Origin of the sequence: Ornithinimicrobium tianjinense (assembly GCF_014636495.1) — a bacterium.
GTDB classification, from domain to species: domain Bacteria; phylum Actinomycetota; class Actinomycetes; order Actinomycetales; family Dermatophilaceae; genus Ornithinicoccus; species Ornithinicoccus tianjinensis.
Genome location: NZ_BMEM01000003.1, coordinates 137,750 through 152,190 on the forward strand (window position 1 = coordinate 137,750; position 14,441 = coordinate 152,190).

At 72.1% G+C, this 14,441-nt stretch carries 12 protein-coding genes; 9 read left to right on the forward strand and 3 right to left on the reverse strand.

What is annotated here, in order from left to right:
- Positions 1-76 precede the first annotated feature (76 nt).
- The 9 genes from IEV65_RS10435 (at position 77) to IEV65_RS10475 (ending at position 12,017) form a co-directional block, all read left to right on the forward strand.
- The gene (locus IEV65_RS10435; RefSeq protein ID WP_188430529.1) at positions 77-559 is read left to right on the forward strand and encodes an NUDIX hydrolase; all 483 of its coding nucleotides are present in this window, start codon (positions 77-79) and stop codon (positions 557-559) included.
- Positions 560-566: 7 nt separating this feature from the next.
- Positions 567-2,981 carry a DUF6049 family protein gene (locus IEV65_RS10440; protein ID WP_188430531.1) on the forward strand — a complete coding sequence of 805 codons (2,415 nt, stop codon included), beginning with the start codon at positions 567-569 and terminating at the stop codon, positions 2,979-2,981.
- A complete protein-coding gene (gene murJ, locus IEV65_RS10445; protein ID WP_188430533.1) occupies positions 2,978-6,607 on the forward strand; it encodes a murein biosynthesis integral membrane protein MurJ in 3,630 nt (1,209 codons plus the stop codon). The genes IEV65_RS10440 and murJ overlap by 4 nt, the downstream gene beginning before the upstream one ends.
- Before the next feature lie 5 nt (positions 6,608-6,612).
- Complete coding sequence (gene sigM, locus IEV65_RS10450) at positions 6,613-7,167, forward strand: RNA polymerase sigma factor SigM (RefSeq protein WP_188430535.1); 555 nt, start codon at positions 6,613-6,615, stop codon at positions 7,165-7,167.
- Between the two features lie 255 nt (positions 7,168-7,422).
- Entirely contained in the window at positions 7,423-8,244 is an 822-nt protein-coding gene (locus IEV65_RS10455; RefSeq protein WP_188430537.1) for a hypothetical protein, read from the forward strand.
- 97 nt (positions 8,245-8,341) lie between these two features.
- A complete protein-coding gene (trxB, locus tag IEV65_RS10460) occupies positions 8,342-9,373 on the forward strand; it encodes a thioredoxin-disulfide reductase (RefSeq protein ID WP_188430539.1) in 1,032 nt (343 codons plus the stop codon).
- Between the two features lie 48 nt (positions 9,374-9,421).
- Positions 9,422-9,745 (forward strand): thioredoxin, encoded by a 324-nt coding sequence (gene trxA, locus IEV65_RS10465; RefSeq protein WP_188430541.1) that lies wholly within the window; start codon positions 9,422-9,424, stop codon positions 9,743-9,745.
- Between the two features lie 332 nt (positions 9,746-10,077).
- Complete coding sequence (locus IEV65_RS10470; protein WP_308642572.1) at positions 10,078-10,938, forward strand: ParA family protein; 861 nt, start codon at positions 10,078-10,080, stop codon at positions 10,936-10,938.
- Positions 10,935-12,017 carry a ParB/RepB/Spo0J family partition protein gene (locus IEV65_RS10475; protein WP_188430544.1) on the forward strand — a complete coding sequence of 361 codons (1,083 nt, stop codon included), beginning with the start codon at positions 10,935-10,937 and terminating at the stop codon, positions 12,015-12,017. Before IEV65_RS10470 ends, IEV65_RS10475 begins: the two co-directional genes overlap by 4 nt.
- A 71-nt stretch (positions 12,018-12,088) precedes the next feature.
- Here IEV65_RS10475 and rsmG read toward each other — a convergent pair whose 3' ends face one another.
- The 3 genes from rsmG to yidC are packed head-to-tail and all read right to left on the reverse strand — an operon-like array spanning position 12,089 to position 14,439.
- The gene (gene rsmG, locus IEV65_RS10480; protein ID WP_188430546.1) at positions 12,089-12,832 is read right to left on the reverse strand and encodes a 16S rRNA (guanine(527)-N(7))-methyltransferase RsmG; all 744 of its coding nucleotides are present in this window, start codon (positions 12,830-12,832) and stop codon (positions 12,089-12,091) included.
- Positions 12,833-12,854: 22 nt separating this feature from the next.
- Positions 12,855-13,448, reverse strand: a complete 594-nt coding sequence (locus IEV65_RS10485; RefSeq protein WP_188430548.1) for a Jag family protein — start codon at positions 13,446-13,448, stop codon at positions 12,855-12,857.
- Between the two features lie 16 nt (positions 13,449-13,464).
- A complete protein-coding gene (gene yidC / locus IEV65_RS10490) occupies positions 13,465-14,439 on the reverse strand; it encodes a membrane protein insertase YidC (protein ID WP_188430550.1) in 975 nt (324 codons plus the stop codon).
- Between the last annotated feature and the right edge of the window lie 2 nt (positions 14,440-14,441).

Genomic DNA, 14,441 nt, shown 5'->3' on the forward strand with positions numbered 1-14,441 from the left:
GGTAGGGGACGGGCGGCGTCAGGCCGCCCCGGCCGAGCTCCTGTGCAGGTCACGGAAGTCTGGTTACAGTGGGGCGATGACCACGACCTCCCGGCACCAGGCATCCGTGCGACGCCTGCCGTCGGTGAGCGAGACCTCCGCGGGGGGTGTGGTCATCGACGTCCACGAGGGTCGGGCGCGGATCGCGATCATCGCCCGCCGCAACCGTTCGGGCAAGGTCGAGTGGTGCCTGCCCAAGGGCCATGTCGAGCCCGGGGAGTCCCTCGTCCAGACCGCCGAGCGCGAGGTGGCCGAGGAGACGGGCATCGTGGGGCGGGTGCTCATCACCCTCGGCACGATCGAGTACTGGTTCACCACGCCCTCGCACCGCATCCACAAGATGGTGCACCACTATCTGCTGGAGGCGACGGGTGGTCATCTCACGATCGAGAACGACCCCGACCAGGAAGCCATCGACGCCATCTGGGTGCCCCTGGACGAGGTGCACCGCAAGCTGACCTTCCCCAACGAGCGACGCATCGCCCGCGAGGCGTGGACGCGGCTCACCCGGACCGCCTGACGCGACCGTGCTCCCTCCTGCCCGCCGCACCGCGTGGGCGGCCCGTACCAGGGCCGCGGCCTGCGCCGTCGGCCTGACGGCGGCGCTCGCCGCGCCGGGGCTGCCCGCGACGGGCGCGTCGGTGCCGTCCGGGTATGCCGCGCACGACCCCGTCCCCGGGCTGCGGGTCGTCCTCGACGACGTGGAGCCGACCGTGCCCACGGTCGGCGAGCCGGTCACGCTGCGCGGACGGGTCGTCAACGACTCCGAACGGCAGCAGCGGATCGGCCACGTCTCCGCGGAGGCGACCTGGGGCCCGGTGACCACCCGTGCGGGCCTCGACGACTGGCTCGACGGGGACCCTGGGCTGGCGACCGACTGGCTGCTGGGCAGCGACACCGTCGGGCCGGTGGTGGCGGCCGGCTCGGAGGTGCCGTTCACGATCCGGCTGGACGAGGACGCGTTGGACGCCTTCCCCGTCGACCGTGGGGTGCTCGGCCTGGAGCTGCACGCGCACGACGAGGCCGACGGGGAGCCCGGGCTGGTCTTCGGGACCGCGCCGGCGACGCTGCGGTCGGTGCTCGTCGTCGGCGGGGGCACGACCGTCGGCCAGCCGCTGCGCACGGCGTGGGTGGTGCCGCTCACCCTGCCGCCGGACGGTGACCTGGTGACGCCGGACGACACCCGGTGGGAGACCGCCTGGGCCGCGGCGGCCGGTGAGGGGTCGGTGGTCCGCACCTGGCTGGAGGGGCTGACCGTGCCCGGGGTCACCTGGGCCGTGGACCCCGCCCTCGTCGCGCCCGCCAGGGTGGAGCCGCTCGCGGTCGCCCCGGAGGAGCCGGGCGAGGAGCCCAGCGACGAGACGACGAGCGACGAGCAGACGAGCGCGGAGCCGAGCGAGGACACCGCCACCGCCACCACCGCGCCCGAGGTGACGCCGCCCTCGACCGACGGGGCGACGACGACCGAGGAGCCCGGGGGCGGTGTCCCGACCGACGGGCAACCCTCCGAGGGGGTGCCCACCACCGTCGACGAGCGCGTGGACGCCCTCGTCGACCCCGTCCGCCGACGGCTCGCGGACGTCGACCCGGCGTCGCTGTGGTGGCTGCCGGTGGCTGACCCCGACCTCGAGGCCGTGCTGGCAGGCGCCGAGGACGCCGAGCTGCGTGCCGCGCTGGCCCAGCGCCTGTCCGACCCGGAGGCCGCCCGGGCCCTGCTCGACCGCGGCCGCAGGGATGTCGCGTGGCCCGTCGGCTCCCCGGTCGCGTCGACCGTGGACCGGCTGGCCGGCGCCTGGCGGGCGACCGGTGCCGACCTCGGGGCCGTCGTCCTGCCGCGGGAGGCGGTCGGGATCGACTCGGGCGCCCCGGTGTCCACGGCGGCCCTGACGACCCTGGTCCCCGAGGGCCTGGGCGTGCTGGCCACCGACTCGCGCGCCTCCGCCCTGCTCGCGGCCGCGGCTGACGAGGGTGCCGCCCACGGTGCCGGCGCCTCCGCCCAGCACCTCCTCGCGGACAGCCTCGTCACCTGGCAGCAGGACGAGCGGCAGGACCGCTCGCTGGTCGTCGCCGCACCCCGGGGCACCCGCCCGGACCCGGCCGTGCTGGCCGAGCTCAGCGACGGGATCGACCGGGCGGGCTGGATCGCGCCCGTCCCCGCGTCCGTCCTGCTCGACGAGGCCACCCGGAGCCCGGTGGACCCGGCCGAGCTGACCGGGGGCGAGCCCGAGCCAGGAACCCTGGGCGAGCTCACGGCATACCTCGACGCGGGCGCGAGCCCGCTGGACGAGCAGGCGCTGCGGTCGGTCGCCTCGGTCCGGCGTCACCTGCTCGGGCTGCGGCAGGTGCTCGACGAGACGGGGTCGCGCACCGTCGGCGGCTGGGAGCAGGCGCTGGCAGCGTCGCGCAGCACGCGCTGGCGCGACGTGGCCCCGGAGGTCTGGTCGGAGTCGTGGCGCCCGGTGCGCACGGCGAGCACGCGGTCCCGGCAGGGGCTGCACGTCAACCCGGGCACCATCAACTTCCTCTCCGAGCAGGGCCTGATGCGGGTCACGATCGTCAACAGTCTGCCGGTCGCCGTGGAGAACGTCCGCGTCCAGCTCGTCAGCGGCTCCGGCGTCCTGCAGGTCATCGACCAGCCGGAGCCGATCACCGTCGGCCCGGACAGCCGGGCGACCGTGACCTTCGGCGTCCGGGCCGTCACCCGCGGCGACACCACGGTCAGGGCGCTGCTGTCCGCCCCCAACGGCACCCCGTTCGGTGACGACGCGGCGGTCGAGGTGCACGTCCAGCCGCCGGGCGTCTGGATCTACTGGGTCCTGGGCAGCCTCGGCGGGCTGGTGCTGGCGGTCGGGCTCGTCCGCGCGCTCCGGGCCACGCCGCGGGCCGTGCTGGCGGGCGTCCGGCGCCCCCAGGGTCCCGGGGACGGGAGCACACCGGTATGACGCGCGACGCCTCCTCGACCAGCTCGCTGGCCCGCTCCAGCCTCGTGATGGCCGGCGGCACCCTCACCTCCCGCGTGCTCGGGGTGGTGCGGATGGCCATCCTGGCCTGGGTGCTCGGCACGAGGACACCCGCGGCCAACGTCTGGCAGACGGCCAACACGCTGCCCAACACCATCTACCTGCTGCTCGCCGCCGGTGTCCTCAACGTGCTGCTGCTGCCCCAGCTCACCAGGGCGATGAAGCGGGGCGAGGAGGGCCAGGACTACAGCGACCGGCTCCTCACGCTCTCCGTGGTCATCCTCACGGGCGGGACCGTGCTCTTCGTGCTGGCCGCGCCGCTGGTGACCAAGCTGGTCATGCTCAGCTTCCCGCGCGGCGACCCGATGCTCGACCTGGCGATCATGTTCGCCTACCTGTGCATCCCGCAGATGCTGTTCTACGGCCTCCACACCCTGCTGGGCCAGGTGCTCGCCGCGCACCACCGTTTCGCCGCGTTCGCCTGGTCACCCGCTCTGGCCAACGTCGTGAACATCGCCGGGCTGCTGCTCTTCGCGCGCCTCTACCCCGAGGTCCGCGCCGTCCCGGACGTCAGGCCGGCCCTGCCCGTCGACGAGTGGACCCTCGGGATGGTCCTGCTGCTGGCCGGCTCGGCGACGCTGGGCATCGTCCTGCAGGCGCTCGTCCTCATCCCCGCCGTCCGGGCGACCGGCTTCCGCTGGCGTTTCCGGTGGGGGTTCCGCGGGGTGGGTCTGGGCACCGCCTCGGTCATGGCGGGCTGGGCGCTGGCGGATGTCGGCGTGTCCCAGACGGGGGTCATCACCGCCACCAACCTGCTCAACTCGGCGGTGCGCGACATACCGTCCGCGCCGGGCAAGGCGTCCTACGACTACGCCTTCTCGATCTTCATCCTCCCGCACTCCCTCATCGCGCTCTCGCTCCTCACGGCCATCTACCCCGTGCTCTCCAGGGCCGCCGCCGACCACGACCTGCGCGCGCTGGGCGACCACGTCACCCGCGGGCTGCGGCTGCTCGGCACCGCCATGGTCCCGATCGCGCTCGGCATGGTGGTGCTCGCCCCGCTGCTCGCCCGGTTCCTCTACCCCGGCATCACCCCCGACGAGAGCCGCGCCATCGCCGCCATCCTCGTCGCGCTCGTGCTCGGTCTGGTGCCCTACGGCGTCTACCTGCTCTGCGCCCGGGTCTTCTACTCCTTCGAGGACGCCCGCACGCCCTTCCTCTTCCAGGTCGCGATCACCACGACGCTGCTCGTCGTCGCGGCGCTGTCTCTGACCCAGCCGGCCGGCCGCGTCGCCGTCGTGCTGGCGCTCGGCCAGGCCTTCGGACAGTTCGTCGCGGCCTTCCTGGGCCTGCGCGCCGTGCGCCGCAGGCTCCCGGACCTGCGGCTGGCGCCGGTCGGCGGCACCTTCCTGCGGGCCGCCGCTGCGGCCGTCGTGGCCCTGCTGCCGACCTGGCTGCTCGTCCGCGTCCTCGACCGGCCCGGGTGGCTGGCGGGGGCGGTGGTCCTCGCGGTCGCGGGACTGGTCTTCCTCGTCGGGTATGCCGTCCTCGCCCACCTCCTGGGGGTCCGCGAGGTGGCGGCCGTGGCGGCCCCGGTGCTGCGTCGGGTGCCCGGTCTGGCGGGTCTGGTGCCCAGCTCCGACGACGCCGAGGGCACGGCGGTGCAGCCTCGGCCGGAGGCCGACACACTACGCTGGGACAACCCTCCGACCGGGGGCGACCGGAAGGACCCGTACATGGATCGGCTCGAGGTAGGCAGCCAGCTGGGTGGCCGTTATGCCCTCGACGAGCTCCTGGCGCGCCGTGAGGGAGGGACGCTCGACTACTGGGTCGCGCACGACACCACCCTCGGTCGGCTCGTGGCCGTCACGGTCCTGCCCAGCACCGGCGACCACGCCGAGGTGGCCCAGGCCGTGGTCGACGCGGCCCGGCGGGTGGCCTCCGTGGACGACCCGCGCCTCGTGCGGGTCCTGGACGTCGGGTCGGAGGAGGGGCTGAGCTGGATCGTGGAGGAGGGGCTCAGCGAGGCCGAGTCGCTGGCCTCGCTCGTCGCCGAGCAGCCCCTGCCGGCGGAGGAGGTCCGACGGATGGTCGGGGAGGCGGCGGCGGGCCTGGAGTCGGCGCGACGCCGCGGGCTCCACCACCTCTACCTCAACCCGCACTCCGTCCTGCGCACCAGCGACGGCACCGTGAAGCTCTCCGGCGTGGGGGTCGCCGCAGCGCTCGAGGGCACCGACGACATCACGCCGGTCGAGGCCTCGATCATCGACTCCGCCGACCTCATCTCCCTGCTCTACACCGGGCTGACCGGGCTGTGGCCCGGGGAGGACACCGCAGGTCTGCGCCCGGCCCGTCGCCTGGCGGACGGCTCCGTGGCTGCTCCCTCGGAGGTCGTGAGCGGCGTGCCCGGCGACCTGGACGCCCTGTGCCGCCTGGTGCACGGCCCGGACGCCGACCTGTCCCGTGCGCCGCACACCCCGGGCGAGCTGGCCCGCACGCTCTCGCCCTGGGCCTCCGAGATGGTCCGCGGGTCCCGTCCGGGTGCCATCTATACCCCTGGGGAGCCCGGCACGGACGACCCCGCGTCCAGCGCACTGAGCCGTGCTGCTGGGGCGTCCGCCGCCGCGACCGCGGCCCACCCCGCGCACGCGGACGACGACGTCACCTCCCTGGTGCCGAAGCCGTTCTACCGCGCCACCGAGCCGGCGACCGAGCCGGCGCCGTTCTTCCCGGGTGCGGTCGACGACCAGACCGGCCCCACTGCGGTGACAGACTCGACCCGCCCGTCCACCGCTGACCTGCTGGGGGTGCGCAGCACCGGGGAGCGCATCTCGCCACGTCCCGGTGGGACTGCGAGCGGGAGGCCCGGAACGCGTGGTCCGGGGGGCGGTGGTCCCCGGGACGGTGGGCTCGACCAGGGACTGCCCGAGGAGCACGGCACCGGCGCGCAGACGCTCGTCGTGCTCCTGGTCGTGCTCGGGATCCTCGGTCTGGCGGCCGTGCTCGGCTGGAGCGTGCTGCGGGGTCTGGGCGGCGACGACGAGCCCGACGCCGCGTCCCCGCCGGCTGCGACCGCGCCGGCGGCGAGCACGTCGACGACCGACTCCGGTCAGACCACCAACGCTCAGGAGACGACCGAGCCCACCACCCAGGCGCCGGCCGCTCCAGGACCGGTGGACGGACAGCTGCCGGTGCTCGGCATCACCTCCTTCGACCCCCAGGGCGACGGCGACGAGCGCAACGACCTCACGCCGCTCGCGGTGGACGGTGACCCGGCGACCCAGTGGACCTCGCACACCTACCTCTCCCCCGGCTGGGGCGGACTGAAGTCGGGGACGGGTCTGGTCCTCGACCTGGGTGCGGGCGCGACGGTCAGCAGCGTCGACGTCGAGCTGGGCGAGGGTGACATGGGGGCCCGGGTGCTGCTCTCCGACCGGCCGGCGCTCGAGGGGGCCGTCGAGCTCGGGGCCCAGGACGCCGCGAGCGGCACCTGGACGGTCACCCCGGAGGCTCCCCAGACGGGGCGCTACCTCATCGTCTGGTTCGACCGCGCGTTCACCTCGCCCGGCGGCGAGGTCGTGAGCGTGCGCGAGATCACCGTCCGCTAGTCCCGGTGGTCGTGGACAGCTTCGCGGACGTCGACGACGCGACCCTCCTGAGACGCCACACGGAGGGCGATCCTGACGCTTTCGGCGAGATCTTCCGCCGGCACCGCGACCGGATGTGGGCCCTCGCGCTGCGCACGACACGCGACCCCGAGCTGGCCGCGGATGCCGTCCAGGACGCCTTCATCAACGCCTTCCGGCGGGCCGGTTCGTTCCGCGGCGACTCCCAGGTGACCACCTGGCTGCACCGGATCACCGTCAATGCCTGCCTCGACCGCCTGCGACGCGTCCGACCGACGGCCGACATCGCCGACCACGAGATGGCGGATCCGCGCGACCGGCATCGCAGCGTCGAGGTCCGGCTCGACGTGCAGACGGCCCTGGCTCAGCTGCCGGAGGGCCAACGGCTGGCCCTGACCCTGGTCGACATGCATGGCCTCACCGTGGCCGAGGCGGCCCAGGTGCTCGACGTCGCCGAGGGGACGATCAAGTCGCGCTGCTCACGGGGTCGCGAGGCGATGCTCGCCCTTCTCGGCCCGAGCGACGGGGACGGCGCGCGATGAGCCGCGGGACGGGGACGAGGACGAGTGCGAGGACAAGGACCGATGCGAGGACAAGGACCCGGCGCGGTGAGCGGCAGCCGTGCTGTCGGTCACAGAGGGGAACCGCCTCGGCCGTCCGGTCGTCGTACTCCTTGAGCCGACCCAGGATCCTGGACCACAAGATCCAGGACCACACGACCAACGGCCACACGAACAACGGCCACACGAACAACGACCACACGGTCCCCAGCGCGCCCACGGTGAGGAGGTCACCACGTGAAGCCCGATGACGACGGCGACGAGGTCGACCCCACCGGCGTCCGGCAGCTGTTGCGCTCCCTGCCGGACCCGGGCCCGCTGCCCGAGCACCTCGCGCTGCGCATCGAGGCCGCCCTCCGGCAGGAGCAGGCCCGTCGATCCGCCAGCGCCGTCCCCCTGCGTCGGGGTCCCGAGCCGCTGCGTGGTGCGGACACCGGCGTGGTCGACCTTGCGTCGGAGCGCGCCCGGCGCCGCCCCCTGCGGACGGTGAGCCTGGTGGCGGGCGCGGCAGCCGGGCTCCTGGTCGCTGCCGTGGCGGTCGGCAACCTGCTCGACTCCGGCGTGGTCGGGGGGGCGGACTCGGCCGCCTACGCGCCGACCACCGGCGATCGGCAGGAGGGCGGGGCCGCGGACTCCGCCGGCGCGGGCTCGGTCGACGAGGGCTCGGCCGGAGGGCAGATGCTCGACCCGGCCGGCGCCAGCGAGGAGAGCAGCCTGGCCCACGCGTCCCAGGCACCGATCGACCTTCTGCCCCACCTCGGCGCGGTCACGGCTGACGACTTCGACGACCGGATCCTCGCCGGCCTGGCGTCGGACGCCGCGATGGCGGAGTCCGGATCGGGACTCACTGCAGCACAGGCGAACTCGTGCTGGGAGACGGTCGGGTCCCAGGCTGACTGGTGGTCCCGCAGCGCCGCGCCCGCGGCCGAGGACGGTCGCGACGTGGTGGTCCTGCTGGCCCTGGACGCTGACCTGTCGGGACACACCTGGCTGGTCCCCGGCGAGTGTGTCACGGACCGCTCCGCACGACCTCTCGCGGACGCTGCCGTCACGCCCTGATCCGGGGAACAATCGCGCCCCTAGGATCGGTTGTGCACTAGTGATACCCCGCCAGACCGTCCGGGGGCGCCCCGCGTCCCCGTGAGGAAGGACCGTCATGACCATCTCCATCACGCCGGAGCCCAGTGTCCCCGCAGGCGAGGACACGGTGCACGAGGTGATCATCGTCGGCTCCGGTCCTGCCGGTTACACCGCGGCCGTCTACGCTGCGCGGGCCAACCTCGCCCCGCTCGTCTTCGAGGGGTCCGTCACAGCCGGCGGCGCGCTGATGAACACCACCGACGTGGAGAACTTCCCGGGCTTCCCCGAGGGCATCATGGGCCCCGAGCTCATGATGAACATGCGTGAGCAGGCGGAGCGGTTCGGTGCGACCCTCGTGCGCGACGACGTCACCGCCATGGACCTCGCCGGAGAGATCAAGACGGTCACCGACGCGGACGGCACGGTCCACCGGGCCCGGGCGGTCGTCCTGGCCATGGGCTCGGCCTATCGAGAGCTCGGTCTGCCCGAGGAGCGGACCCTGAGCGGGCACGGGGTCTCCTGGTGCGCGACGTGCGACGGCGCGTTCTTCCGTGACCAGGACATCGTGGTCGTCGGCGGGGGCGACTCGGCGATGGAGGAGGCGACCTTCCTGACCCGTTTCGCCAGGACGGTCACCGTGGTCCACCGTCGCGGCGAGCTGCGCGCCAGCAAGATCATGGCCGAGCGTGCCGAGAACGACCCCAAGATCAGCTTCGTCTGGAACTCCGAGGTGGTCGGCCTGACCGGTCACCCGAAGCTCTCCTCCGTCACGCTCCGCGACACGCTCACCGGGGAGGAGCGCGAGCTCGCCACCACCGGTCTCTTCATCGCCATCGGGCACGACCCGCGCAACGAGCTGGTGCGCGGTCAGGTCGACCTTGACCCCGCGGGTTACGTTACCGTCCAGGGTCGGAGCACGGCGACGAACCTCCCGGGCGTCTTCGCCTGCGGCGACCTGGTGGACCACACCTACCGGCAGGCGATCACCGCGGCCGGCAGCGGCTGTGCGGCCGCCCTGGACGCCGAGCGCTACCTGGCAGCGCTGGACGACGCCGCCGACAGCGCCCCGGGCGCGGTCGACGTCGAGTCGGTCCTGTCAGCCCGTTGACCTACCCTCTGTCCCAGAGCCACCCGAAGATCCGGAAGGAACACCCCCATGGCCATCACCACCACCTCTGACGCCACCTTCACCGAGGACGTGCTCCAGCACGACGGACCCGTCCTGGTCGACTTCTGGGCGCCGTGGTGCGGACCCTGCAAGATGATCGCGCCCATTCTCGAGGAGCTCTCCGAGGAGTGGGGCGACAAGCTCAAGGTCGTCAAGCTCAACACCGATGACAACCCCGAGATCACCCGCCACTACGGCATCACCGGGATCCCCACCATGAACGTCTACCAGGGCGGCGAGGTGGTCAAGACCCTGGTCGGCGCGCTCCCGAAGAAGAAGCTGGCCGCCGAGATGGAGCAGTTCACCGCCTGATGACCGCCTGATCACGTCGGCCACCCGGCCGCACCGGTCGTCTGTCCACAGCCGTCCACATGGGTTGTCCACAACCCTGTGGACGGCTGTGGTGTGTCTGGGGACAACGGAGAGGGCTCCTGCCGTCATGCGATGATGGGGTCCTCATGTCTACCTCTTCACAGCGCGCCTTGGGATGGCCTCATCGCTCGAGGGTCCAGACCGCCTCCGAGGAGGACATCCTCGAAGACCACGGCGGTCTCGGGTGGCCCGAGGCCCATCGTTCGACAACGAGCGTTTCCCGTGAAACATCGCCAAGCACCACCCCGCGCCCGCGAACAGGAGCCCCCGAGTTGACCGAGACCGTCGTCGACGTCACGCCGTCGCCCGCCCCGCCGGCCCAACCGACGCACAGCTGGACCGGGACACGGATCCTCACCGTGGCTAACCAGAAGGGTGGGGTCGGCAAGACGACCACCACGGTCAACATCGCTGCCGCGATGGCCCGCGCAGGTCTGCGTGTCCTGGTCCTCGACATGGACCCGCAGGGCAACGCCAGCACGGCACTCAGCGTCCCGCACCAGAGCGGCACCGCAGGTATCTACGACGTGCTCGTCGAAGGCACGCCCATGGCCGAGGTGGTGCGCGAGAGTCCGACCATGGCCGGACTGTGGTGCGTGCCCGCGACGATCGACCTCGCCGGCGCGGAGATCGAGCTCGTTCCGCTCGTCGCGCGCGAGAATCGTCTGCGGCGCGCCCTTCATGCCTTCCTTGAGGAGCAGTCGGCCGACCGCGCCTTTGACCTGGTGCTCATCGACTGCCCGCCCAGCCTCGGACTCCTCACGGTCAACGCGTTCGTCGCCGCGCGGGAGGTCCTTATCCCCATCCAGTGCGAGTACTACGCGCTTGAGGGCCTCAGCCAGCTGCTGAAGAACGTCGAGCTGATCCAGCAGCACCTCAACAGCGAACTACGCGTCACCACCATTCTTCTGACCATGTATGACGCCCGTACCCGTCTCGCGTCCGATGTCGCCGAGCAGGTCCGCGAGCACTTCGGTGAGACCGTGCTCCGGGTCGCCATCCCGCGATCGGTACGGATCAGCGAGGCGCCGAGCCACGGCGAGACCGTCATCACCTACGACCCGGTCAGCACTGGGGCACTCTCCTACACCGAAGCGGCGGCGCAGATGCGCCAGCAGAAGGGATCAGCATGAGCAGCGACCGTCGACGAGGCCTGGGCAAGGGCCTTGGGGCTCTCATTCCCTCCGGGGCACCGGTGGACCGTCCCGCTGATGTCTTCTTCCCGCGGGTGAACGAGGGTTTCACGGGAAACAACGACGGCGGCGCGACGGTCATCGGCTCTGGTTTCACGGGAAACGGTGAGGAGGCCGACACCCCGACCGGCACCGATCACGGCACGGATCGCAGCACGGACCGCGAGACCGGAGGAGAGCGCGGACCAGTCCTGGCTCCCGTCCCGGGCGCCGACTTCGCCGAGATCCCCCTCGACGCGATCAGGCCGAACCCCCGCCAGCCGCGTCAGGTCTTCGACGAGGACGATCTGGCCGAGCTCGTCGCCAGCATCACCGAGCTCGGCGTGCTCCAGCCCGTGGTGGTCCGTCCCGTGCCGGCCGACGACCGCGATGAGGCCGGCGCCGCCTTTGAGCTCGTCATGGGTGAGCGTCGTCTGCGTGCGTCCAAGCAGGCCGGGCAGAAAACGATCCCCGCGATCGTCAGGTCCACCGACGACGAGAACATGCTGCGTGACGCGCTCCTGGAGAACCTCCACCGCGCCCAGCTCAACCCCCTCGAAGAGGCTGCGGCCTACCAGCAGATGCTCGAGGACTTCGGCTGCACGCACGAGCACCTCGCCACCCGCATCGGACGATCTCGCCCGCAGATCTCGAACACGATCCGGCTGCTAAAACTCCCACCGCTCGTGCAGCGCCGCGTGGCGAGCGGGGTGCTCTCCGCCGGTCATGCCCGGGCCCTGCTGGGGCTCGCCGACGGCGCGGCCATGGAGCGCCTGGCCCAGCGCATCGTCGCCGAGGGGCTGTCGGTCCGCAGCGTGGAGGAGATCGTGATGCTGGGCGGGGACGGCGAGCCCACGTCTCGCAAGAGCCGTCAGCGGCAGGAGCCCAGCCCCGAGCTGCAGCGCGTCGCCTCGACGTTGTCCGAGCGCCTCGAGACCCGGGTGCAGGTGATGATGGGTCGCAACAAGGGCCGTCTCACCGTGGACTTCGCCGACCAGGAGGACCTGGAGCGCATCCTGGACGCTCTCAGCCGCTCCTGATCTCTCGGCCCTCCTGGCCTCTTCCCCTCACCCCCGCCGAGCGCCGGTCCCGCCCCACGGGACCGGCGTTCTCACGAGCGGGGGTCGACCCTCTTGCGACCCTGCGCGGAACGGCCGTGCGCACCCTTCTTCCGGCGCCCCCCGTGACCAGCCCCGTGGCCAGTCGTCGCAGGCCGCTCGATGTCGACGACGCGCACCGGCTCGCTCACCACGCCCTCACCGACGACATGCACGTGGGCACGGACGACCCCCAGCGTCGACAGCATCGGTCTGGCGTCCTCGAGCTCGCGTGCGGCGGCCTCACCCTTGAGGGCCAGGAGCCGGCCCTCGGACTGCAGCAGCGGGAACGACCACCGCACCAGCTTGTCCAGCGAGGCGACGGCGCGTGCGGTGACGAAAGGCGCGGTCAGGCTCATCTCCTCCGCCCGACCGCGGTGGACGGTCACCCGATCACCCAGCTCCAGCTCCTCGACCGCGACCTCCAGCCAGGCCGTCCGTCGCAACAGCGGCTCCACGAGGTGGATGCGCAGGTCAGGCCGGGCCACCGCGAGGGCGAGCCCCGGCAGGCCAGCACCCGAGCCGATGTCGACCAGCGTGGCTCCCTCGGGCAGGAGAGGGTGCATCACCGCGCAGTTCACCAGGTGCCGCGACCAGAGCCGCGGCGCCTCGCGCGGACCGACGAGGCCGTGCGAGATGCCGGTGGTGGCGAGCAGATCGGCATACCTGCGGGCCAGCGGAAGCTGGTCACCGAAGACGACGACCGCCTCGGCGGGCGGCTCCGGGGCCGCCGCCACCGGGGCGGGGATGTCGCTCATGCCGGCGCGCGGAAGGCGTCGGTCAGGCCGACGGGAGGATGACGACGTAGCGAGAGGGCTCCACACCCTCGGACTCGGACACGAGCCCGGCAGCCAGCACCTCGTCGTGGATGACCTTGCGCTCGAAGGCCGTCATCGGCTCGAGCTCACGGCGCTCTCCGCTCGCCCGGACCTCCTCGATGACGCTGCGCGCGGTGCGCACCAGCGCCGAGCGACGGTCCGAGCGGTAGCCGGCGACGTCCAGCATGAGCCGGCTGCGCTCCCCGGTCTCCGCCTGGACAGCAAGGCGCGTCAGCTCCTGCAGGGCGTCGAGCACCTGCCCGCCGGGCCCGACCAGTCGGCGCGGGGCAGGCCCGTCCTCGGAGTCCACGATGGCGATGGCCGCCCGGCTGCCCTCGATGTCGACCTCCAGGTCGCCCGACAGGTCGGCGATGTCGAGCAGACCTTCGAGGAAGTCGGCGGCGATCTCGCCCTCGCGCACCAGCTGGTCGGTCTTGGAGCGACCGGAACCGCTGGTCTCCTCGGCCTCCGCAGCGGTCGCCTCGGTCGTGGGCTGCTGGGGCTCGGTGATCTCGGCGGCGGCGGTCTCCGGCGCGCTCTCGGGAATGGTGCTCATGCGTTCTCCTCGGGTCTCAGCGCTTCTTCGCGCGCTTCTTGCTCTTGGGCTGCGTGCGCTGGCCGACCTGACGAGCCGACTCGTCGGTCTGGGCCTGGTTGCGCTCAGCGATGAGGTTGGGGTTCTTGAGCTGGATGCCGACCGCCTCGCGGCCCTTGCGCGCCATCCGCTCGCGGTACTTCTGCTCGGCGAGCGACCCGGGCGACGGCATGTTGCGGATCACGAAGAACTGCTGGCCCATCGTCCAGAAGTTGCTCACGGTCCAGTAGATGAGCAGCGCCACGGGGAAGTTGACGCCCGACACGGCGAAGATGATCGGCAGGATGTAGATCAGCATCTGCTGCTGCCGCGCCATGGGGCTGTTGAGCGCCTCCGGCGACATGTTCTGCCGCATGATCTGGTGGCTGGTGATGAACTGCGTGATCGACATGATGATGATCAGCACCAGCGACAGGATCTTCGCCGATAGGTCCTGGTCGTGCAGGAACGTCGACGTGAGCCCCGCGTTGAGGATCTCCGAGTTCGCCATCTTCGTCGCGAGCTCACGCGTGAAGAGCCCCAGCGGCTCCAGCTTGCCGTCGGCCACCGTCTGCGCGGTGTTGAGCAGGCGGAACAGCGCGAAGAAGAACGGCATCTGGATGAGGATCGGCAGGCAGGCACCGAAGGGGTTCGCGCCGGCCTCGCGGTAGAGCGCGAAGGTCTCCTCCTGGAAGGCCTTCTGCGAGGCCTGGTCCTTCTTCCCCTTGTACTTGGCCTGGATCTTGACCAGCTCAGGCTGCACCATCTGCAGGCGCCGCTGGCTCTTGATCTGCCGGATCATCAGCGGCGTCAGCAGCGCGCGCAGGGTGATGACCAGGCCGACGATGGCCAGCACCCAGGTCCACCCGCTCGTGGTCGGCATACCGAGTCGCGTCAGCAGCCACTCGAAGCCGACGAGGATGGCCGAGTTGAACCAGATGAACGGGAAGAGGATCGCGTCGAAGAATCCCATGA

Bases quoted from the DNA above. Each gene is read 5' to 3' on its own strand.
- IEV65_RS10435 (WP_188430529.1), top strand. From the start codon at position 77: ATGACCACGACCTCCCGGCACCAGGCATCCGTGCGACGCCTGCCGTCG.
- murJ (WP_188430533.1), top strand. From the start codon at position 2,978: ATGACGCGCGACGCCTCCTCGACCAGCTCGCTGGCCCGCTCCAGCCTC.
- trxB (WP_188430539.1), top strand. From the start codon at position 8,342: ATGACCATCTCCATCACGCCGGAGCCCAGTGTCCCCGCAGGCGAGGAC.
- trxA (WP_188430541.1), top strand. From the start codon at position 9,422: ATGGCCATCACCACCACCTCTGACGCCACCTTCACCGAGGACGTGCTC.
- IEV65_RS10475 (WP_188430544.1), top strand. From the start codon at position 10,935: ATGAGCAGCGACCGTCGACGAGGCCTGGGCAAGGGCCTTGGGGCTCTC.
- rsmG (WP_188430546.1), bottom strand. From the start codon at position 12,832: ATGAGCGACATCCCCGCCCCGGTGGCGGCGGCCCCGGAGCCGCCCGCC.
- IEV65_RS10485 (WP_188430548.1), bottom strand. From the start codon at position 13,448: ATGAGCACCATTCCCGAGAGCGCGCCGGAGACCGCCGCCGCCGAGATC.
- yidC (WP_188430550.1), bottom strand. From the start codon at position 14,439: ATGGGATTCTTCGACGCGATCCTCTTCCCGTTCATCTGGTTCAACTCG.